This window comes from Streptomyces sp. NPDC049585, from assembly GCF_040675615.1.
Lineage (GTDB): Bacteria > Actinomycetota > Actinomycetes > Streptomycetales > Streptomycetaceae > Streptomyces > Streptomyces luteosporeus.
This window is the reverse complement of sequence record NZ_JBFAPE010000001.1, coordinates 177,312-198,473: the sequence shown is the minus strand read 5'-3', so window position 1 is coordinate 198,473 and position 21,162 is coordinate 177,312. Positions and strand designations below refer to the sequence as shown.

18 protein-coding genes and 1 riboswitch are annotated in these 21,162 nt (G+C 70.2%); of the genes, 10 read left to right on the top strand and 8 right to left on the bottom strand.

Annotated elements, in window-relative coordinates:
- Positions 1–153: 153 nt before the first annotated feature.
- Positions 154–292: riboswitch (cobalamin riboswitch) on the bottom strand.
- Between the two features lie 170 nt (positions 293–462).
- Both mctP and AB0K17_RS00920 read right to left on the bottom strand, forming a co-directional pair.
- A complete protein-coding gene (gene mctP, locus AB0K17_RS00925) occupies positions 463–2,094 on the bottom strand; it encodes a monocarboxylate uptake permease MctP (RefSeq protein ID WP_365965306.1) in 1,632 nt (543 codons plus the stop codon).
- On the bottom strand, positions 2,091–2,393 hold the full coding sequence (locus AB0K17_RS00920; RefSeq protein ID WP_365965305.1) for a DUF3311 domain-containing protein: 303 nt from the start codon (positions 2,391–2,393) through the stop codon (positions 2,091–2,093). Before AB0K17_RS00920 ends, mctP begins: the two co-directional genes overlap by 4 nt.
- Before the next feature lie 326 nt (positions 2,394–2,719).
- On the opposite strand from AB0K17_RS00920, the gene AB0K17_RS00915 reads away from it, so the two are divergent.
- The 6 genes from AB0K17_RS00915 to AB0K17_RS00890 all read left to right on the top strand — a co-directional run bounded on the left by AB0K17_RS00915 (position 2,720) and on the right by AB0K17_RS00890 (position 8,379).
- Entirely contained in the window at positions 2,720–3,340 is a 621-nt protein-coding gene (locus AB0K17_RS00915; protein WP_365965304.1) for a carbonic anhydrase, read from the top strand.
- Positions 3,341–3,375: 35 nt separating this feature from the next.
- A complete protein-coding gene (locus AB0K17_RS00910) occupies positions 3,376–4,923 on the top strand; it encodes a SulP family inorganic anion transporter (RefSeq protein WP_365981683.1) in 1,548 nt (515 codons plus the stop codon).
- Positions 4,924–5,148: 225 nt separating this feature from the next.
- Positions 5,149–5,301 carry a hypothetical protein gene (locus AB0K17_RS00905; RefSeq protein ID WP_344438144.1) on the top strand — a complete coding sequence of 51 codons (153 nt, stop codon included), beginning with the start codon at positions 5,149–5,151 and terminating at the stop codon, positions 5,299–5,301.
- Between the two features lie 95 nt (positions 5,302–5,396).
- Positions 5,397–6,650: a hypothetical protein gene (locus tag AB0K17_RS00900; RefSeq protein ID WP_365981682.1), complete on the top strand. Its 1,254-nt coding sequence runs from the start codon at positions 5,397–5,399 to the stop codon at positions 6,648–6,650.
- Positions 6,647–7,165: a hypothetical protein gene (locus AB0K17_RS00895; protein WP_365981681.1), complete on the top strand. Its 519-nt coding sequence runs from the start codon at positions 6,647–6,649 to the stop codon at positions 7,163–7,165. Before AB0K17_RS00900 ends, AB0K17_RS00895 begins: the two co-directional genes overlap by 4 nt.
- Positions 7,162–8,379 carry an MFS transporter gene (locus tag AB0K17_RS00890; protein ID WP_365981680.1) on the top strand — a complete coding sequence of 406 codons (1,218 nt, stop codon included), beginning with the start codon at positions 7,162–7,164 and terminating at the stop codon, positions 8,377–8,379. The genes AB0K17_RS00895 and AB0K17_RS00890 overlap by 4 nt, the downstream gene beginning before the upstream one ends.
- Here AB0K17_RS00890 and AB0K17_RS00885 read toward each other — a convergent pair.
- From AB0K17_RS00885 to AB0K17_RS00875, 3 genes are all read right to left on the bottom strand, one after another.
- A complete protein-coding gene (locus tag AB0K17_RS00885; RefSeq protein WP_365981679.1) occupies positions 8,361–9,302 on the bottom strand; it encodes an ALF repeat-containing protein in 942 nt (313 codons plus the stop codon). The genes AB0K17_RS00890 and AB0K17_RS00885 overlap by 19 nt on opposite strands.
- Before the next feature lie 98 nt (positions 9,303–9,400).
- Positions 9,401–9,667, bottom strand: coding sequence for a hypothetical protein (locus tag AB0K17_RS00880; protein WP_365981678.1), 267 nt, complete (start codon positions 9,665–9,667; stop codon positions 9,401–9,403).
- 25 nt (positions 9,668–9,692) lie between these two features.
- On the bottom strand, positions 9,693–13,424 hold the full coding sequence (locus tag AB0K17_RS00875) for an ALF repeat-containing protein (RefSeq protein WP_365981677.1): 3,732 nt from the start codon (positions 13,422–13,424) through the stop codon (positions 9,693–9,695).
- Between the two features lie 503 nt (positions 13,425–13,927).
- On the opposite strand from AB0K17_RS00875, the gene AB0K17_RS00870 reads away from it, so the two are divergent.
- The 4 genes from AB0K17_RS00870 to AB0K17_RS00855 all read left to right on the top strand — a co-directional run bounded on the left by AB0K17_RS00870 (position 13,928) and on the right by AB0K17_RS00855 (position 19,543).
- The gene (locus tag AB0K17_RS00870) at positions 13,928–14,179 is read left to right on the top strand and encodes a hypothetical protein (RefSeq protein WP_365981676.1); all 252 of its coding nucleotides are present in this window, start codon (positions 13,928–13,930) and stop codon (positions 14,177–14,179) included.
- Positions 14,180–14,261: 82 nt separating this feature from the next.
- A complete protein-coding gene (locus tag AB0K17_RS00865) occupies positions 14,262–15,848 on the top strand; it encodes a trypsin-like serine protease (protein WP_365981675.1) in 1,587 nt (528 codons plus the stop codon).
- A gap of 81 nt (positions 15,849–15,929) precedes the next feature.
- Positions 15,930–17,816, top strand: coding sequence for an FG-GAP-like repeat-containing protein (locus AB0K17_RS00860; protein ID WP_365981674.1), 1,887 nt, complete (start codon positions 15,930–15,932; stop codon positions 17,814–17,816).
- A gap of 77 nt (positions 17,817–17,893) precedes the next feature.
- Positions 17,894–19,543, top strand: coding sequence for a lytic transglycosylase domain-containing protein (locus AB0K17_RS00855; RefSeq protein WP_365981673.1), 1,650 nt, complete (start codon positions 17,894–17,896; stop codon positions 19,541–19,543).
- Positions 19,544–19,546: 3 nt separating this feature from the next.
- Here AB0K17_RS00855 and AB0K17_RS00850 read toward each other — a convergent pair whose 3' ends face one another.
- The 3 genes from AB0K17_RS00850 to AB0K17_RS00840 all read right to left on the bottom strand — a co-directional run bounded on the left by AB0K17_RS00850 (position 19,547) and on the right by AB0K17_RS00840 (position 21,134).
- Positions 19,547–20,053 (bottom strand): hypothetical protein, encoded by a 507-nt coding sequence (locus AB0K17_RS00850; RefSeq protein WP_365981672.1) that lies wholly within the window; start codon positions 20,051–20,053, stop codon positions 19,547–19,549.
- Positions 20,054–20,075: 22 nt separating this feature from the next.
- Complete coding sequence (locus AB0K17_RS00845; protein WP_365981671.1) at positions 20,076–20,246, bottom strand: hypothetical protein; 171 nt, start codon at positions 20,244–20,246, stop codon at positions 20,076–20,078.
- A 120-nt stretch (positions 20,247–20,366) separates the two neighbouring features.
- The gene (locus tag AB0K17_RS00840; protein WP_365965296.1) at positions 20,367–21,134 is read right to left on the bottom strand and encodes a GntR family transcriptional regulator; all 768 of its coding nucleotides are present in this window, start codon (positions 21,132–21,134) and stop codon (positions 20,367–20,369) included.
- Positions 21,135–21,162 lie beyond the last annotated feature (28 nt).

The window sequence follows — 21,162 nt, the reverse complement described above, 5'->3', positions numbered from 1 at the left end:
CTCGCTCGGCTGTGGTGGCCGGGCGGGTGCGCGCGACGGTCGCGTACGGGCACGTCCGACTCGGAGCTCGGGAGCGTGCCGCGCAGCGTCCGCCGGCCCAACCCGCGAGGCCCGGACGTGTTCAACGCCCATAGCCGAGCCCGGGACGGGCTCGGTGGTGGGCGCGCTGCCGGCAGGTCCTCGGACTGGTGGTGCGGTGTTTGTGCGCACTCGTTCACCGTTGCGGGACAGTTCCGGATTTGCACCGGATTCCCCTGCGGCGACAGCGAGGACGAGCATACATCTAGTGCCGGGCCTCGCACGCGCCCCCACATGTTGTGTCGGCGCGTCATGAGGTGGTTGCGGAATGTGGTAGAGGCGGCGTCCTTGCAGGCAAGAGCCGGACGGGCTGCGCCGCAGCCCGTCCGGCTCTTGGTGGTCTCTTGACGGAGTCTTCCGGTGGAGTTTCCCGGCGGGCGGGGCTCAGCCCGCCGCAGGCGCCTCCACCGTGGCCGGCGGCAGCTTCTCCTGGACGCCGGGATCCCCCGCATCGGCCGTGTAGTCCGACGGCCGCGTGAGGTCGACCCCGTCCGGCGCCCCCACCGCCCGCAGGACGACCGTGGCGACCACCGCCACCAGCACGTTGACCACGAACGCCGTCAGGCCGATGTACCCCTTCTCCCCGATGAGCGGAATGAGGTTGGTATTGCCGAAATGGTCCTGGGTGGCGCTGGGCGTCGCATATGCCCGCCACGTCCCGTACGCCATGCCTGCGGCCCACCCCGCCAGCAGGCCCCAGCGGTGGAACCAGCGCGTGAAGAGCCCGCCCACCAGCGCGGGCACGGTCTGCAGGATCCAGATGCCACCGAGCAGCTGGAAGTTGATGGCGACCGTTTTGTCCATGGTCAGCACGAAGGCGAGGGCGCCGACCTTGACCAGCAGGGATGCGATCTTGGACACCTTCGCCTCGTGCTCGGGCGTGGCGTCCGGCTTCAGGAAGTCCTTGTAGATGTTGCGGGTGAACAGGTTCGCCGCCGCGATCGACATGATCGCCGCCGGCACCAGCGCCCCGATGCCGATGGCGGCGAACGCCACGCCCGTGAACCAGTCGGGGAACATGTCCTCGAACAGCTGGGGGATCGCCAGCTGCCCGTTGCTCACCTTCACCCCGGCGGCGATCGCCATGAAGCCGAGCATGGCCAGCAGGCCGAGCATGAGGGAATACAGCGGCAGGATGGTGGTGTTGCGGCGGATGACGTTGCGGTTCTTGCTGGAGAGCACCGCGGTCACCGAGTGCGGGTAGAGGAAGAGGGCCATGGCGGAGCCGAGGGCGAGGGTCGCGTACGCCCACTGCGCATTGGATCCGGTGACGAGCGCACCGCGCGGTTTGCCGGTGGCCGGATTCTCGGTCGCGAACGCCTTGGCCGCCTTGGCGAAGATCTCGTCGAAGCCGCCGAGCCGCATCGGGATGTAGATGATCGCGACCGCGATGACGATGTAGATGAGGGCGTCCTTGACGAACGCGATCAGCGCCGGCGCACGCAGCCCGGAGGAGTAGGTGTAGGCGGCCAGGACACCGAAGGCGATCAGCAGCGGCAGGTCCTTGACGAACCAGTTGGCGTTCTCGCCGCCGCCCACGCCCAGTACGTCCAGTACTGCCTGGATTCCCACCAGTTGCAGTGCGATGTACGGCATGGTGGCCAGGATGCCGGTGACGGCCAGGGCGAGGGACAGGCCGCGGGAACCGAACCGGCCCCGGACGAAGTCCGAGGAGGTGACGTAGCCGTGCCGGTGCGAGACCGACCACAGGCGCGGCAGGAAGGTGAAGACGAGCGGATAACAGAGGATGGTGTACGGCACGGCGAAGAATCCGGCCGCTCCGCCCGCATAGACGGCGGCCGGGACGGCGACGAAGGTATAGGCCGTGTAGAGGTCGCCGCCCAGCAGGAACCAGGTGATCCAGGTACCGAAGGAACGGCCGCCCAGGCCCCACTCGTCGAGGCTGTCGGCGCTCTCCGCCTTTCGCCATCGCGCGGCCCAGAAGCCCATGACCGTCACGGCCAGGAAGAAGAAGACGAAGACGGCCAGTGCCACACCGTTGACCCCTTCCTTCACTTCGATTCACCTCCCTTGAGCAGGCGTTCGCGACGGCGAACGAGGACATAGGCGATCGCGGTCAGCAGTGTCGCGATGAGCACCCACAACATCTGGTACCAGTAGAAAAAGGGAATACCGATGAACGCCGGGGAGACGCGGGCGTAGGAGTCGACCCACAGCATGGCCACGAAGGGGATGGCCAGGCAGATCCCGGCGACGATCAGGGGCGCCGGGGAGGCGACCGCGCGCGTGCGCGGGCCGTCCGCGGCCGTATGGGCAACCGGTCGTCCGGCTTGTTGCTCGGGGGGTTCCGACATCAGTGGCTCCGTCCCTGGGTGCGATCACATGTGTAATGCGCTGGAAATCTAGGGGAGCTCCTGCCCGGCGTCACCCCTCTTCCGCATATCGGGACGACGACCGTCGGCGGAATGACGTCTTCCGTTGCATCCCGGGTTGCCTCGCCGCAATGGACTGGACCAAGTGATCGTCAACTGTCAACTCTTGTCCAGGATTTGACAAGAACTTTTATCTCCCCTCCTGGGGTAATGCACTGGTAAAGTGCTGGTCGCAGCAAGCTCTTGATCCGACCCGACCACACCGCGCCCCGGCGAAGAGCCGCAGTGGCGCAGGAGGCAGGCCCATCATGAAGTCACTGATCGACAAGGCCCGGTCCTTCGCGACCACCCACGTGGCCGACCCCCGGTACGCCGAGGCCTTCCGGGCCCTGGAAGCGGGGCAGTCCCCGGAGGTCCTCTTCATCACGTGCTCCGATTCGCGCGTGGTGCCCGCGCTCATCACCGGCGCACGCCCCGGCGAGCTGTTCGAACTGCGCACCGCCGGCAACGTCGTTCCCCCCTACCCCACCAGCGGCGGGTCCACGGGGGAGGCGGCCACCATCGAGTACGCCGTGAGCGTCCTCGGCGTCCGCGACGTCGTCGTCTGCGGACACTCCCACTGCGGCGCGGTGGGAGCCGTCGTCCGCGGCGAGGACCTCTCCGGCGTCCCGGCCGTGCGCGAGTGGCTCGACCGCTCGGTGCCGCCGCACGCCCCGGTCCGTACGGTCGTCCCGGACGCACCGGACGTCGCCACCGCCGTACAGGCCCATGCCGTCGCGCAGTTGGAGACGCTGAGCGCCTACCCCTGCATCGGCGAGCGGATGGCGGACGGCGACCTGGCGCTGCACGCCTGGTACTACGAAGTGCACACGGGTGCGGTGAGAGTGCACCGGCCCGAGGAGGGCCTCCTGGCGTTCGGACCCCTGTGACCCGGCCCGACACGAAGACCGAGGGATCCTCACCCATGTTCTCCGCTTCCTCCTCCACCTCCTCCACCTCCTCCACCTCCTCTCCTTCCTCCAGCTTCTCCTCCGCCTTCTCCGCTTTCAGGAACCCGGCGGTCCTGCGTCAGGACGTCCTGGCCTCGCTCGTCGTCTTCCTCGTGGCCCTGCCGCTGTGCGTCGGCGTGGCCGTGGCATCGGGCGTGCCCGCCGAACTGGGCCTCATAACCGGCATAGTCGGCGGGCTCCTCGTCGGCCTGATGCCGGGCAGCACCATGCAGGTCAGCGGGCCGGCCGCGGGCCTGACCGTGCTCGTCTTCGAGGCCGTCCGGGAGTTCGGTCTCGGCATGCTCGGCGCGATCGTGCTGCTCACCGGCGTGCTGCAGATAGGGCTGGGCGCCGTGCGGTTCGGCCGCTGGTTCCGGGCCATCTCCGTCTCGGTCGTCCAGGGCATGCTGGCCGGCATCGGGCTCGTCCTGATCTTCGGCCAGCTGTACACCATGGCCGGCGTCAAACAGCCGCGCTCCGGGCTCGAGAAGATCTTCGGCATTCCCGGGCTGGCCGCCGACATCGCCACCAGCAGCACCGCGCTGACCGCCTTCGCCGTGGGCCTGGGCACCATCGCCGTTCTCGTCGGCTGGAAGAAGCTGCCGGCCAAGGCCCAGGTGGTGCCCGCCCCGCTCGCGGCCGTCGCCCTGGCCACCGCCGTCAGCGCGGGCTTCGGCCTCGACGTCGCCAAGGTCAAGGTCCAAGGGCTCCTCGACGCCGTCCAGCCGCCCGGCCTGAACGACCTGACCTCCCTCGGCAGCGCCGGCGTCGTCGGCACGGTCGTCGCCTTCACGCTCATCGCCTCCGCCGAGTCGCTGTTCAGCGCGGCGGCGGTCGACCGCATGCACGACGGCCCGCGCACCCAGTACGACAAGGAGCTGATCGCCCAGGGCCTGGGCAACGCGGTGTGCGGCGCGCTCGGGGCCCTGCCGATGACCGCCGTCATCGTCCGCAGCTCCGCCAACGTCCAGGCCGGCGCGCGGACGAAGCTCTCCCGCGTCCTGCACGGCGCCTGGCTGCTGCTGTTCACCGCGCTGCTGCCCACGGCGATCGGGATCATCCCGCTCGCGGCCCTGGCCGGCGTCCTGGTGCACGCGGGGTGCAAGCTGATACCGGTCAAGGAGATCGGCCCGCTGTGGCGCAAGCACCGCGGTGAGGCGGCCGTCCTCGCCGTCACGGCGATCGCCATCGTGACGACCAGCATGTTCGAGGGCGTCGTCCTCGGTCTGGTGCTGGCCGTGGCGAAGTCCGCCTGGGAGACCTCGCACGTCCAGGTCGACGTCCGGGAGCTCACCGGCGGCCGGACGGTGGTCACCCTCACCGGGAACGCCACGTTCCTGCGGCTGCCGCGCATCCTGGAGACGCTGGAGGCGCTGCCCAAGGACCGCCCCATCGAGCTGGACCTGTCGGCGGTGCGCCATCTGGACCACGCCTGCCGCACGGCTCTGGAGAACTGGTCCGTCCGTCACAACGACATCGGTATCGAGCCGGTGTTGCTGAGGGAGCCCGTCTCCCAGGCGTAGGCGCTCAGTGAGGGCTGCCCGTCGGCACGAGGCCGGCGGGCGGCTCCGCCATGCCCAACCCCGGTGAGTTAAGGGGCACTTGGGCGGCTCGTATCGCATGGCAGTTCATTGACACTCCATTGGCCAGGCCTTTACCTTCGGTGCGGCGGTACATAAGCAAGCGCATCGCTGTATTCGCCGCATTCCTTGCATTCATTGCATTCTTGACCAATCCGGAGGTTCTCCATGGAGCAGCTGATCAAGAAGATGGCGCAGGACGAGGTCTGGAAGGGCTGGGTGGCCGCCAACTCCGCCCAGGGCGCGAAGGACGGCTGCATCAGTGCCGCCCCGAAGGCCGGCTGCATCAGCGTCGCCGGCAAGACCGGCTGCATCTCCTGAACCGGCCCCCACAACGACCGGAGCGGGCCGCCGGGGCCACGGCGCCCCGACGGCCCGCTCCACCGTCCCCGCCCCGGAAGGTGGCAAGGAACGCCATGAACGGTCAGCCGTCGCCCGACATCGTCGACCGCGTGCGGGACATCCCGGTCTACCGCGCCTCGGTCGACCGAGGACACTTCCCCATCCTGGAGAAGCCCGAGATAGCGCGCGGATTCCCCGACAACTGGATGACGCCGCAGCTGGCGCGGGCCCTGGAGGCCGGCGAGGCGGAGTTCGTGCTCTCCACGGGCACCAACCACGCCCGGATGCAGCTCATCCGGCCCCCGTACTTCCTGCTGCACTCCTACTACCGGCTGTGGAGCGAGCACCCCGACATCGGCTGGACGTGGCACGAGGGCTGCCGGCGCGTCTCCCTGACCACCGTCCTGGCCACGGAACACGTGGCGCGGGTCAACGCCGCCCGGCGGGGCGCCGCGCCCGAGCCCGTCCCGCCGCTGGACCAGCGGTGGCTGGACGACCGCACGCTCTACCTCAACCTCCGCCTCGACCCCGCCCGGTGGGACCGCGCCGACGTCGAGCGGATGCTCGCCGAGGTGCGGGCCGTCAGCGCGGCCCACCCCCACGGCGGCTACCACCTCGACTGCTCGGCCCACCACCTCGCCCACCTCGTGCAGAAGGTCGAGCAATGGGGACTGCAGGACGCGCTGCCGCGGCCGTCCAGCATCATCCACGCCTACGAGTACGCACCGCGCAACGTACGCCGCCACCTGCGCGCGTACTTCGACTGCCCGGTCATCGACCTCTTCGGCAGCACCGAACTCGGCTACCTCTACTACAGCGACCGGCACGGCCGGTACCGGCCCTACCTCGACGACATGAGCGTCGAGCTGATCCCCGTCGCACCCGGCAGCTCCATCCACAGCCTCATCGTCACCAGCGTCCGCAACCCGTACATGCCGCTCGTGCGCTACCGCTCCGGCGACTGCGTCCGCACGCTCGACGGCACACCCGACCCCGGGCGCATCGCCGCCTTCTGCGGCCGGGAGAAGGAACTGCTCGCCACCCCGCACGGCCCGGTGGCGCACGCCGACCTCGACGACCGCGTCGCGGCGGTGTCGGACCGCGTGTTCCTCCACCAGCTGCAGCTCACGGGCGAAACCGACTGCCGGCTGGCGTACACGACGTTCGACGGCCGACCGCTGGACGCTCCCCGGGCCGCGGCCCTGGAACGGTCCGTGGCCGACCTGACCGGACGGCGCTGCTCGCTCGTGCACCGCACCCACATCCCCATCGGCGCGTCCGGCAAGTACGCCTGGCTCGCCACCGACGCAGGACAGGACGCCCCATGAGCACACCCCGGCACACGAGCCCCGCCGACCTCCGCGCCCTGCTCGGCGAGGAGCTTCATGAGGAAGCGGTGCGGTACGTCGTCCACCGGACGGGGCACGAGCGGACGTACGCCGAACGCCAGGTCCTGGAGTGCCTGCGCTACCTCTACCTCGTCTCCCGCCACCGCGAGCGGCTCGGCGGGCTCTTCCTGCCGGTCGAGCAGGAGATCGACGAGATCTGGCACTACCTGATCCTGCAGACCCGCGAATACCGCGAACTGTGCGAGAAGCGCCTGCCGGGACGTTTCCTCATCCACCACCGCAGCGTCGCCTACGAGACCCACACCGGCAACGGAGACGGCGACCGCGAGCAGGCGATCGAGGAAGCACTGCGCTGGATACCCCTGTACTGCGCGGAGTTCGGCCCCTTCGACGAAGGAGCACTGCCGCACTGGACCGTCGTGCGCTTTCTCCACGAGCGGATGGACATGACGCTCGCGCAGATCTCCGCCCTCGCACCGCTCGCGGCCGCGTGACCGCCCGGCAGGCCGAAGCCCCCGAGCAGCGGCGCATCCTCGCCGTCCTGGTGATCTCCCAGGTGCTCAGCGGCGCGGGCCTGGCCGCCGGCATCACCGTCGGAGCCCTGCTCGCCGAGGACCTGCTCGGCTCGGCCGGCCCCGCCGGCCTGCCCACCGCGCTCTACACCGCCGGCGCGGCCCTCGGCGCGATGGCCATCGGCCGGCTGTCCCAGCGCCTGGGCCGCCGCCCGGGCCTGGCCCTCGGCCACGCCACGGCGGCCGCCGGCAGCCTGGGCGTCGTGGCCGCGGCGAGCGCCCGCAGCGCGGTCCTGCTCTTCACCGCCCTGTTCGTCTACGGCGCCGGCACCGCCACCAACCTCCTCGCCCGCTACGCCGGCGCCGACCTCGCGGCACCGGCCCGGCGCGGGCGCGCGGTCAGCACGATCCTGCTCGCCACGACCTTCGGCGCGGTCGTCGGCCCCAACCTGGCCGGCGTCACCGGCGAGGTGGCCCACGCCTGGGGCCTGCACCGCCTGACCGGCCCCTTCCTCCTGGCAGCGGCCGCCTACGCCGCGGCCGGCATCGTCCTGGCCGTCCTGCTGCGCCCGGACCCGCTGCTGAGAGCAAGGGAATTGACGCCCCGGCCGGCAGGCGAGCAGGCGACGGCACGCGTCCTGGCCCCGGGCGTCGTCACGGGCACCGCGGTGATGATCACCGGCCAGCTCGTGATGGTCGCCGTCATGGCGATGACGCCCGTCCACATGACCGGCCACGGGCACGGCACCCAGGCGGCGGGCCTGGTCATCGCGGTGCACGTGGCGGCGATGTTCCTGCCGTCCCCGTTGTCGGGGCTGCTGGTCGACCGCGTCGGCAGCCTGCGGGTGGCGGCCGCCTCCGGGGTCGTCCTGGCGGCCGCCGGGCTGCTCGCCGCCCTGGCCCCACCGGACCGTGTCCCGGCCCTCGCCGTGGCCCTCGCCCTGCTGGGCCTGGGCTGGAACCTGGCCCTGGTCAGCGGTACGGCCGTCGTCACCGACGCCGTACCGCTGACCGCCCGCGCCTTTGTCCAGGGCCTGGCCGATGTGGGCATGGCCATCGCCGGCAGCACCGGCGGCCTGCTCTCGGGCCTGGTCGTCGCGACCGCGGGCTATCCGGCCCTGGCGGCCGGCGGCGGCGTACTGGCCCTGGCAACCCTGCCGATCGCCGCCGCGGCTGCTCAGCCCCGACGTCGCTGACGCGCCACCACGAGCATCCCCGCACCGGCGGCGAGGGCGACGGCACTGCCCCCGACGGCCCACGGAAGCGCGGCCCCGGCACCGGTGGCGGCCATCTCCCCGCCGCCGGCGGGCGCCGCCTTGGTGCCGGTGTCCTGCTTCCTACCGGCGCCGTCGACCACCGGAGCGGCCGTGCTGCCACCGGTGGCCGACCCACCGTCCTTGCGACCGCTCGCGCCCGCCTCCTTCTCCTTCGCCTTGTCCTTCTCCTTCTTCTCCTTCTCCTGCGCTTCCTTGGCGGCCTTCGCAGCGGCCTCGTCCTTGGCGCGCGCCTCGTACTGCCCCACTTCGAGGAAGCGCCGCACGTCCTCGGGCGTCCCCTTGAGCGCCTTCTTCGCGGCCTCCCGCACGGCAGGCCCACCGGCGCTCAGAACCTGAACGGCCCGCACCCGATCGTCCGCGACCCGCGCCCGCTGATACCCGCTCTCCAGGAACGCCACCCGGTCCTCGGCCGTCCCGTTCATCGCCTTCTCGGCGGCTTCCCGGACACCCGGCCCGATGTCCTTGCCCGTCCCGAGAATCCGCAGGATGGCCACACGGTTGTCCTCGTCCCGGGCCTTGTACTGCCCGGTGACAAGGAAGGCCCGCATCCCCTCGGGCCCACCACTGAGCGCCTTCTCCGCCGCCGCCTTGAGCCCACGACCGATGTTCGGCTCGGCCAGGATCTTCAGGATCGCGGCCTTGTCCTCTTCGGCCTGCTTGGCCTCGGCCCCCGTGTCCGGCACGGAAACCCCGGCCTCCTTACCCCCATCGGCAGCCACGGCGGGGGAGGAGAACAGAACGGCCGGAGCGAGCGCTGCGGCAACAACGGCCGTGGAAACACGAGCCAACTTCACAGGAAACACACTCTCTTTTATCTGTAGATCAAATGCGATGTTGTGCATGGGGTATCGATACGTATGTGGTATCGATGGCGAAACCGAGCCGGGCTCGTAGGCAGTTGCCTGCGAGCCCGGGCACTGTTTGTCATAGGCAGGCTTTGTCAGCGCCATTCAGGAGGCAGATCGGCCAGCTGCTTCTGCGGGTCCCAGCCCTCCGGTTTGGACTTCGGCTGCCACCACTGCGCGCCATGGCGTAGCCAGTGCTCGCGAATCGCGCGGACCTGGTCGATGTCGTCGTCCCCGATCCCGGCCTCGGTGCCACAGCAGTGGCAGATCGTGCCGACGGACCATCCGTCCTCTCGGAAGGGCGTACCGTCGGAGTAGCCGCAGACCCGGCATACGTCTTCGAAGTCGTCCGTGCTGTCCATGGTCGTCCTCATGACCGGGCACTCATCAGTGCCCCTTCTCGTACTTTCCCTGAGATTTCAAATGCTCTTCAAGGGTGCCCTTGTATCCGCTCGGATTGGTCTCCTTGTCGAATGGCTTGGGCTTGTGCATGGTAATCGGTAGGCCCTTGTTGTCGAACGTGGTGAGAGTGTTCGTCTTTTCTTCGTACACGGCCCACCCTGTGATGTCGGAGTCCTTCTGGCGGACGAACACACGGAACCCCGCCGGGGGGACATCCGGGTCTATGGCCTGGCGGTAGCTGTGGGCCTTCGTCACGTAGTCCTTTGCGCCGTTCAGCTCCGGGAACTCACCTCCGTGCTTGCGCCAGTGCTCGACGGCCTGCTGGAAACGGTTGCCCCGCTTGGCGTTCTTGGGAGTGGCCCACACCTCGGCCGGCCTACCGGCCTCGCGGTTCGCCTTCAGGAAGGCCTCGAGCGTCTCGGCGCCCTTCTTGCCGTTCTTCGCGTCCTTGAGAGCCCACTTGGCTCCCGTGGCCCACCACCCGTAGAAGGGAATCGCCGCACTGCAGGTCAGTGTCGCTTCGGTGCCCTTGCCCCGCGCCCCGTAGATCCCGCAGTTGGCGATGTCGAACGGTTCGCCGACACCCGGTACCAGGCCGACCCAGTCGAGCCCCTTCTGGAGGTGTTCGAGCCAGTTGTCCGTGCTCCAGAACTTGTCCCAGCCGCTGCGCTCATCCTTCTTCAGCGCGGCCCGGAGACCGTCCTCCATCCCTTGAAGAAGGCTTGACAGCTCCTGGTTCTCGAAGTCCTCCCATGCCTTCCGCCTTTCCTTCTCCTGCAGGACGGCGTGCGCGTACCAGGCATCGCTCGAGGCCTGGGACGCCGCGGCGGAGTCCTTGCCCGCCTGCTCGGCCGAGGCGCGGGCCTGGCTGGCGGCGGCGTAGGCCTCGGCGGCCGAACCGCGGGCCGAGACGGCGGAGGATTCCGCGCGAGCGGCGGCGTTGTCGGCGTCGAGAGCCGCCTGGTGGGCGTCGGCCTCGGCCTGGCGCGCCTGCTTGGCCGACTCGGCCGCCTGGGCGGCGGAGGCCGCGGCGTCCTTGGCGGACTGTGCGGCCTGCTTGGCGTACTTGTCGGCTTCCTCGGCGGAGGCCTTCGCCTGCTTGGCGTACTTGTCCGCCTCGTCCGCCGCCTTGGCGGCGCGAAGGGCGGCTTCCTGTGCCTGTGCCGCGTTCTGCTGCGCGGTCGCCGCGGCTGCCGCGGCCTCGGCGATGAGGCTCTGAACCTGGGCGACATGGGTTGCCGCCAGCTGGTCCTTGCGCTTGGCCATGTACTGGCCCCGCTGAAGGAAGTCGTGCAGCAGCTGCGGCGGGCCTGCGAGGGCTATGCGGGCGGCGGCCTGGAGCTCCGGGCCGCCGCTGCTGACCAGCTGAGCGGCACGTACTCGCTCGTCGGCCTCCCGAGCGACGAACTGTCCCTCGTCGAGGAAGGCGAGGAGCTTGTCGGGCGACCCCGACTTCAGGGCGGCCTGTGCGGCTTCCTGCACACCCGGCCCGCCGGCGCTGGAGATCTGTGCCGCACGTACGCGGTATTCGATGGCTGCTGCCTTGTGCTGGCCGTTGAGAAGGAAATCGACGATCTGCTCGGGACCGCCGTCGAGTGCCTTCTTGGCCTCCTGCTTGACCTTGTCCGACAGGCCGTCCTCGGCGATCCGTGCCGTACGCGACCGGCCGTCCTGATCAGCAGCCTGCTTCCAGCCGGCGCGCACGTAGTCACGCATGGCGTCGTCCGAGCTCGCGAGCGCGACCTCTGCTGCGGTTTGGCTCCAGGGACCGGAGGTCCGCGCTGTCAGAAGGGCCAGCCGGCGCCCCTTGGAGATCACTTCCTTGGCATCGGTCCCCGGCTTGGCGGCCTCGGCGGCGAGCCGTGCGGCTTCGTCCTCCAGGGCTTGTGCGTCCTTGGCCTTGCCGGCCATCTCCGCCTTGCGCCGGTCGTTCTCGGCCTTGAGGTCCTTGGCCTTCTCGACGGCCGCGTTGGTACGGGCGTTGAGCTGCTCGGCCTCGATCTTGCGGGCGAGGTCGTGGACGTCCCGAGCCTTCTTCACCGCACCGGTTGCGATGTCGGCCGCCTCCTTGGCGGCCTTGGCGTGCTCCTTGGCCTGATCGGCGGCCTTGGCCGCCTCCCCGGCGTGCTTGGCCGCCTCTTCGGCAGCGTCGGCAGCCTTCCGTGCGTGGCCGGCCGCCGAACGAGCCCAGGTCTGGGCCTCCTGCGCAGCCTGTGCGGATTCCTCGGCCAGAGCCGCCGCGGCGTTCGCCGCGCGGGTCGCCTCGCGGGCGTGGCGGTGAGCCGCGGCCGCGGCGGCAGCCGCCTCGGCCGAGTGGGCTCCGGCGGCGTCGGCGAGGGTGTTGGCCTCGTCCGCCGCGCTGGCAGCAGCGTCGGCGTTGCTGCCGGCGCCGGCCGCGGCCTTCGCCGCGGCCGCGGCCTGCCGGGAAGCGTCCATCGCGTGACCGGCGGCGATTCCCGAGTCGTCGGCGGCCTGAGCGGCCTTGCGCGCATCCTCGGCGGCGCGCCGTGCGGCCGAGGCGTTGCCCGCGTCCACGGCCGCGTCGGCGGCGGCCCCCCGTGCCCGGGCTGCGGCCTGGGCGGCACCCGCCGCCGCTGCGGCGGCCTGCTCGGCGGCGGCAGCCGCCACCCGAGCCGACTGATTGGCCGCGCGAGCCGCGCTGATGGCTTCCTGCGCCGCGTCGGCCGCTTCCTTTGCAGCCGTCGCGGCGCGGCCGGCCGCACTCGCCGCCCGGTTGGCGTCCTTGCGGGCCTCCTCCGTCTCCTTCGCCGCCTTCTGAGCGGCTTCCTTGGCCAGCTGGGCAGCGGCCACCGCGCGGTCCGAGGCGGCCCTCGCGGCGATGGTCTCCCGCTTGGCCTGGGCGCCCGCTTCCTTGGCCTGCTCGGCCAGCTGGGAGACGGTCGCACGTTCCTGATCCCGCGAACGGGCGATGTACTGGCCCACATTCAGGAACTCCTGGATGTCGTCAGGAGTCCCCTTCAGGGCGAGTCGCGCGGCCTCCTTGGTCGCCGACCCGCCGCTGCTCAAGATCTGGACGACGCGGACGCGGTTGTCCGCCTGACGAGCGGTGTGCTGACCCTTGTCGAGGAACTTCCTGACGTCCTCGACGGTGCCCTTCAGCGCAGCATTGCCGGCCTCCTGCACTCCGGGGCCGCCGGCGCTGACGAGTTGGGCGACCTGGACGCGCTGGTCCTGCTCGAGCGGCTTCTTCCAGCCGTCCTTGAGGAACTTTCGCAGGTCGTCATGTGTGCCGGCCAGTGCCTTCTGGGCAGCTTCACGGACCCCTTGGCCGCCCATGGAATGCAGCTGAACCGCGGTGACCCGATCGTCGTGGCGCTCGGCGATTTCCTGCTCGCTCTCCAGGAAGCGTCGCAGGTCGGCGTCCGATCCCAGGAGCGCGGCCTCCGCCGCGGCCTTGACGCTCGGCCCGCCATCCATCCAGAGCTGGACCACTCGGCCACGATCGGTGGCCGGAATGGGATTGATGGGCTCGTCGTCGTCCCATGATTCCACCGCATGAGCGGGATTGGCACCCATGATGCCGGCGACGAGCGCCAGAGGTAGTACACCTGCGGACAACGCACGTATGCCGCGCGACCGCACCCCTCTCGCCCAGGTTGCGTAGACGGTTCCTCTCACCAAAAAGCCTTTCTCATCCCACTGGCTGTCCGATGCCATGTTCGGCGGGGTGAGCATAACCTTGCCGATCTCCACCATTGCCATCTTGTTTCAAGATGCAAGCACCCTTCTGATGGAGAGTCAGAATTCTGGGCAGGAAATGACGCGATCATGACACTCCCTCCCCTTGGTAAAGGGGAGGGAGTGTTGCGACAGTGCGCCCGGGGGGCCGGGTTGATGCCCCCTCATCGCCTTGCGGTCCGTTCGTGGTGATAGCGTCTTGACTGGTCCTTTAACTGATCATTACTGGCGGCATTGCTGCCACCTGCACAATCCGGAGAGGAATCCCTGTGATATCTCGCGCGCGCGGAATGCTGATCGCCGGGGCCGTCGGTACGGTCACTGCTACTGCTGTCGCAGTCTCGGTCAGTACTGCTTCCGCGGCCCCCACGCCGGCCGATGAGGCCACTCCGCCCTCGGCGGTGGAGACCTTCGAGTACCCGAATGCAGAAAAGATCTTGAAGGAGAAGGGGATCGCTCTCCGCAAGGGTGACGGGCACATCCTCCTGGCCGACTGTGCCGCTTCTCAGGACATCGTGGTGATGACGCGCCAGAACGAAGAAGGCCAGTACTGCTTCAAGGTCACCGGTAACGGCAAGTCCGGCTATCTGACCCTTGAGGTCCCCAAGGCCTTCTACCTCACGACCGAGGACTACGCGATCCGGGCCAAGCTCACCGCCGACGGCAGGACGGAGACCGTCGACGTGCCGAAGAACGGGTACAAGGGCGTCGGCGAGGGGGGCTCCCCGCCCGGTAAGGCCACCACCCTGGTCGAGCTCCGTGTCACCGGCTGACCAGCAGAAATTCCGGAGAGCCAGTCCTTTGGCGTCCCGTAGGCCTTCGGCCACCCCCGAACCGAGAAAGAAAAGAAGAGACATGCCTGTCAGCCGTACGCGTGCCGCGTGGTCCGCAGGGCTTCTCGCGACCGCTGTCGGAACCGGTCTGCTGACCGCCGCTCCGGCGAGCGCCGTCGCGGGCCCGAGCGCCAAGGACGGCTCGTTCCCCTTCGTCGCGAAGCTCGACATCGGCGGTGAGCGCAGCTGCTCGGCCACACTGGTCGAGAAGCAGTGGCTGGTCACCGCGGCCAGCTGCTTCGCCGACGATCCCGCCAAGGGCTTCAAGGTTGCCGCGGGCGCGCCGAAGCTGAAGACCACCGCCGTGATCGGCCGTGCGGACCTGACGCGGGATTCCGGGGTGGTGGCCGATGTCGTGGAACTCGTCCCGCGCGAGGACCGCGACCTGGTAATGGCGAAGCTGGACAAGCCGGTCACCGGCGTGGCTCCCGCAAGCCTGGGCTTCAGCGCCCCGCTGGCCGGTGAAGAGCTGTGGGCGGCCGGTTACGGCCGTACCAAGAGCGAGTGGGTGCCGGACAACCTGCACTACGCGAAGTTCACTGCGGGTGCGGTCAAGGACACTTCGCTCGGCCTCACTGGCAAGGCCGAGGACGCCGTGCTGTGCAAGGGCGACACCGGTGGGCCCGCCTTCCGTGAGGTCGGGGGCCGTTACGAGCTCGTCGGGGTCAACAGCACCTCCTGGCAGGGCGGCTGTTTCGGCAATGAGGACGAGACGCGCAAGGGTGCCGTCGAGGCGCGGGTCGACGACATTGCCGGGTGGGTGCAGTCCGTCTCCTCCCGTACGCTGCTGTCGCGCTCGAACTGGAAGTACGCCGCTCACACCGCGTCCGGCTACTTCACCGGCGACTCTCACGACGGCAAGCGCCGCATGGACCTGTTCGTCGTCTGGCAGGACGGCGAGGCCACGCTCTTCCAGGGTGCCGACCACGACGACCCGAAGCAGCCTTTCTCCGCCGAGTACAAGATTGCCGACAAGGGCAGTTACTGGCGGGACGCCCGCGCCGTCACCGGTGGCCGGTTCACCGAGAGCGGTTCCGACGGCATCACCGTGCGCTGGGCCAGCGGCAAGCTCTCGACGTACACCCACGTCGACGAGAAGGGTGTCCACGACGAGAAGACCCTCGCCCGCAGCGACTCGTGGAAGAACGCCCGTCTCATCACGGCCGGTCGTTTCACCTCCAACGCCCTGCGCGACGACCTGCTCGTGCTGTGGGAGGACGGCTCCACGTCGATGTACTCCGACACCGATGTCAACGGGGTCAAGAAGGAGAGCCAGCTGACGAAGGCGGACAACGGCTGGAAGAACGCCGTGTCCATCGCCGCCGGTGAGTTCACCGGCAAGAAGACCGCCGACCTCCTCATCCGCTGGAACGACGGCCAGGCGCAGCTCTTCCCGGGTGTCGACACCGCCGGGTACCACGGCAGCCGGATCACCGTCCGGCCCGTCGGTTCCGCGTGGAAGAACACCCGCACGCTGACGGTGGGTTCCTTCACCGCCCCCGGCAAGGCTCCCGACGACCTCCTCATCGGGTGGAACGACGGCAACGTCAGCTACTACCCGGGTATCGACGCAGACGGTACGCACGGCGAGGTCCAGCTCGTCGGCTGAGCCCGGCATTCCCTCATGCCTCCGGTCGCCGCCGCCCCCCCCGCGGCGGCGACCGGATCGGTGACTCTCAAGGAAAGACACATGAACCGCACTCGTCCGCGCGCAGCGTGGGCAGCCGGCTTCCTCACCGCTGTCGTCGCGGCCGGCGCACTGGGCACGGCCCCCGCACACGCCGTCATCGGCGACGTGGCCAAGGACGGCCAGCACGTTTCCACCGTCAAGCTCGACATCGGCGAAGGCCTGCGTGCCTGCACCGGCACGCTCGTGGACGAGCAGTGGGTGCTGACCGCCGGCAGCTGCTTCACCGACACCGCGCAGCCGGCCGGCAAGGTCGCCGCGGGCGCGCCCCAGCTGAAGACCCGGGCGACCGTCGGCCGGACGGACCTCGCCACCGAGGCCGGGCAGGTACGGGACGTCGTCGAGCTCGTCCCGCGGGACGATCGCGACCTCGTCATGGCACGGCTCGCCGCCCCCGTCGCCGACGTCGAGCCCGCGCCACTGGCCACCGCCGCTCCCGCCAAGGGAGACGTCCTGCGGGCCGCCGGCTACGGCCGTACGAAGGACGAGTGGGTGCCGGACCGCGTGCACTCGGGTGCCTTCGGCGTCGATGCCGTGAAGAGCACGGGCCTCGACATCACCGGCAAGGACGGGGCCGTCTGCAAGGGCGACACCGGCGGGCCGGTGCTCCGGGAGCGCGACGGACGCCAGGAGCTGGTGGCCGTCAGCAGCACCTCCTGGCAGGGCGGCTGCTTCGGCAACGAGGGCGAGACCCGCAAGGGCGCCGTCGCGAGCCGGGTCGACGACGTCGCCTTCTGGGTCCAGCAGGTGCGTGGTCTGCCGAAGCGCTACACGACGACCACCGGCGACTTCGACGGCGACGGCAAGGCCGACGTCGCCATGCTGACCGACTACGGTCCGTCGAAGGACGGCCGGGGCCGGGCGGCACTGTGGGTCCACACCGCCACCGGCGAGGGCTTCCAGGAGCCGCGCGCCGTGTGGGACACCGGCTCCGACAGCTGGCGGTGGGACGCCGTCAAGCTGACGTCCGGTGACTTCAACGGTGACGGGAAGACCGACATCGGAGCCCTGTACAACTACGGCAGGACCGCCGACGGCCTCAACCGGACCGGTCTGTTCACCTTCACCAGCAACGGGAACGGCTTCAACGCTCCCGTGAGGGCCTGGGAGAGCGGTTCCAGCGCCTGGAAGAGCTGGAACTGGGACGCCAGCAAGATCGCCGCCGGCGACTTCGACGGCGACGGCAAGAGCGACATCGCCGTCCTCTACAACTACGGCAAGAGCGGATCCCGCAACGAAAGCGGCCTGCTGACCTTCACCAGCACCGGCAGCGGCTTCGCCGAGCCCCGCAAGGCGTGGGAGAGCGGCTCGACCAGCTGGAACTGGAACAGCAGCAAGATGGTCGCCGGTGACTTCAACGGCGACGGCAAGAGCGATATTGCCGTCCTCTACGGCAACGGCACGACCTCGGACAGCCGCAACGAGACGGCGCTGTGGCTCATCGCCGACAACAGCAACGGCTTCGTCGAGCACCGCAAGGTCTGGAACAGCCTGACCTGGGAGGGCCGCAGCTGGAGCTGGGAGGCCAGCAAGGTCGTGGCCGGTGACTTCGACGGTGACCGCAAGGCCGACATCGCCGTTCTCTACAACTACGGCCCGGTCTCCGGCAGGAACAAGACCGGCCTGTGGGTCTTCTCCGGCACCAAGGACGGCTTCTCCGACCCGCGCAAGGTCTGGGAGAGCGGCACCTCGGTCGACAGCTGGACCTGGGACGCGAGCGAGCTCGCCGCCGGTGACTTCAACGGTGACGGCAAGGCCGACATCAGCGTCACGTACGACTACGGGCAGGGCACCGACGGCCGTACGTCGACCGGACTGTGGACCTTCACCAGCAACGGAAGCGGCTTCAACGCTCCCGTGAAGGTCTGGAACAGCGGCCTCAAGCGCTGATCCGTCCCGTGGGGCCGGCACACCCGAGTGCCGGCCCCGCAGCCCGTTCACCAGCAATCCCAGGACATCGCACCCCCATGAAGTTCCTACCGGTGAAGCTCGCCCCCGCCTTCCTCCTCACCCGCCGTGCCCGCCGGGGGCTGTGCGGGGCCGCGCTCGCCGCGTCGTTGACGACGGCCGCCGGGGCGGGGCCGCTCACCGCCGACGCCCGGCCGGCCGCGCCCGGGCCGGACAGCGCGCAGGCCGCACCCTCGAGGGGGGTGCCCGACCTTGCGCTGCCCGACCTGCGCAAGCCCGCTGGATCCGGAATGTCCGCCGGTGGTGAGGCCGGCATTCCGGCCACCGCGCTCGATGCGTACAAGAAGGCCGCCCAGGCGCTGGCCGCGAGCCAGCCGGGGTGCCGCATCCCGTGGGAGCTGGTCGCCGGGATCGGGCGGGTGGAGTCCGTGCACGCCTCCGGTTACGGGCTGCGCACCGACGGGTCGACGGAGCGGCCGATCCGGGGTCCGCGGCTGGACGGGAAGCAGTTCGCGCTCATCGGCGACACCGACGGCGGGCGCTGGGACGGGGACACAGAGTACGACCGTGCCGTCGGACCCACCCAGTTCATCCCCTCCACCTGGGGCACCTGGGGCGCCGACGGCAACGGTGACGGGGTCGAGGACCCCAACAACATCTACGACGCCGCCCTCGGCACCGCCCGGTACCTCTGCGCGGGCGACCGGAACCTCACGGATCCTGCCGACCTCGACAAGGCGATCCTCAGTTACAACAACTCGCGGGAGTACGTCAACGCCGTCCTGCAGTGGATGCGGACGTACCAGGGGGGCAAGGTCACCGCTCTCCCCGACGACACCCCGGCGGTTCCGCACCACCCCGATCCGGCGGACGGGCGGTCCGGGGCTCCCACCCGTGTGGCCGTACGCACCGCGGCGGTCACCGCATCCGTGGACAAGCCGCAGCCCGAGCCCGAGCCCAAGCCCAAACCCAAGCCCAAGCCCCTGCCGACGCCGAAGCCGACGCCCGAGCCCGACGCTCGTACCGTCACCCGTCTCGTTCCTCTCGGGGAGCAGAGCCGCGACGCCGAGACCGGCCAGGACCTCGACCAGGTCGCGCGCGTCCGGGCGAGCAATGCGCGCGGTGACGCCGTCGCCGGAGCCGGCGTCACCTTCGAGATCGTCGGCGCCGTCACGGATGCCCGGTTCCCGGGACACGGTGACGCCACGACCGTCACCGTCACCACCGACGCCCAGGGCATCGCCGTCGCGCCGCGGCTGCGGGTCGGTGACCGGCCGGGCGGCTTCCTCGTCACGGCCGGCACCGCCGGGAAGGAGGTGACGTTCCGGGTGAACGCCGGGCTGTCCGCCACTGCCACCGCCAACACCCTGGCACGGGTCGGTGAACAGGCCCTCACAGCACCGGCGAACGGCACCTTCGCCGAGGGCCTGCGGGTTGCAGCCACCCGCTACGGGCAGGCCGCCCGCGGCACCGTGCTCACCGCCACCTTCCTCACGAGCAAGGAGAACGCAGCCGAGAACACCCTCGGCCCGTACTTCACGGACGCCTCGGGCAAGGCCGTCCGCACCCTCGTGCTGCCGCCGCCCGGCGCCGACGGCGTGATCGGTCTGCCGGTGATCCATGCCGACGGGCAACCGGGCACGTACGTCCTGCGGCTCGCCACCGCCGACGGCGTCGTCCTGGACGTCGAGCTCACCGTCACGGCGTGAGCGCTAACGCCCCGCGCCCCCCGCGTGGTTGAGGGCCATGACCATGACCGCGCCCGTCATGACGAGGCGGTCGGTCAGGGCGTCGAGTTCGCGGCGTTGTTCCTGGGGGAGGTGCCAGTCCTCCCACCAGGTGGTCTGTTCCTGGGTCGGGGGTGCCTGCCATTCGGTGGCCCAGTCCTGGGCGAGGCGGGCGGCCAGGGGGGTGGCCGTGCGGGCCAGGGTGGCGTAGGCGGTGAGGAGGGCCACCATGTGGCCGTCGGCGAGCCAGGGGCGCCAGCCGGTCAGGAAGGCGTCGGCGAGCTGGGCGACGTCCTCCAGCCACAGCACGTGCTGGGTCACCCAGCCCTGGGGCGAGGGGGAGGGCGGCATGGCCGGAAGGAGGCGGGGGTCCAGGGCGTCGCGGTGGGCCAGGAAGTCCCGGGCGAGACTCAGTTCGAGGTCGGCGGGGGTCCAGGTGCCCTGGTGGAGGGCGCTGGCGGCGGCATCGACGGCTTCGACGGCGTGGCTCATTCCGATACCGTACGCGCTGGGTTCAGCGGCCGCGGTGGGCCTGGCGGCCGGCGGCGAGCCAGGCCGTGCGCAGCCGTTCGTAGACGTCGCGCTCGGCGCTGGTGAGGGTGCGTCCGGTGCGGGCGGCCAGGAAGGTGCGGATCTCGGCGTTGAGCTGCTCCGGGGTCGGGGGCGTGAGCGTGTTGCAGGACATGGCCACAGGCTACGAGGGCCCACTGACACCGGACGCCACCGTGCGTGCATGTTTGCGGAACGCTCATCGAATGGTCATGAAGGGCCCCCGGCCCCTTAGCCCTCCTTTACGCCGAGGGCCTCACTCCTGCGCCGGCCTGCGCAGGCGGGCCACGAACTTGTAGCGGTCCCCGCGGTAGACCGAGCGCACCCATTCCACCGGGTTGCCCTCCGCGTCCAGCGAGTGGCGGGAGAGCATCAGCATGGGCAGGCCCACGTCCGTGCCGAGCAGACCGGCCTCGCGGGGGGTGGCCAGGGAGGTCTCGATGGTCTCCTCGGCCTCGGCGAGGCGGACGTCGTAGACCTCGGCCAGCGCGGTGTAGAGCGAGGTGTACTTGACCAGGTTGCGGCGCAGGGCCGGGAAGCGCTTGGCCGACAGGTGGGTGGTCTCGATGGCCATCGGTTCGCCGCTGGCCAGCCGGAGCCGTTCGATGCGCAGGACGCGGCCGCCGGCGGTGATGTCCAGGAGCGCGGCGAGGCGGTCGTCGGCGGTGACGTAGCCGATGTCGAGCAGCTGCGAGGTGGGCTCCAGGCCCTGGGCGCGCATGTCCTCCGTGTAGGAGGTCAGTTGGAGGGCCTGGGAGACCTTGGGCTTGGCCACGAAGGTGCCCTTGCCCTGGATGCGCTCCAGCCGGCCCTCGACGACGAGCTCCTGCAGGGCCTGGCGCACGGTCGTGCGCGAGGTGTCGAACTCGGCGGCGAGGGTGCGTTCGGGGGGCACGGGGGTGCCGGGGGGCATGGTTTCGGTCATGTCCAGCAAGTGCCGTTTGAGGCGGTAATACTTGGGAATGCGCGCGGTCCGCGCGCCTCCCGCGCCGCCGCTCTCCGCCGTACCGCCCTCGGTCGCCATGGCGTGCCTTCCCGACTCCGATGGTCCT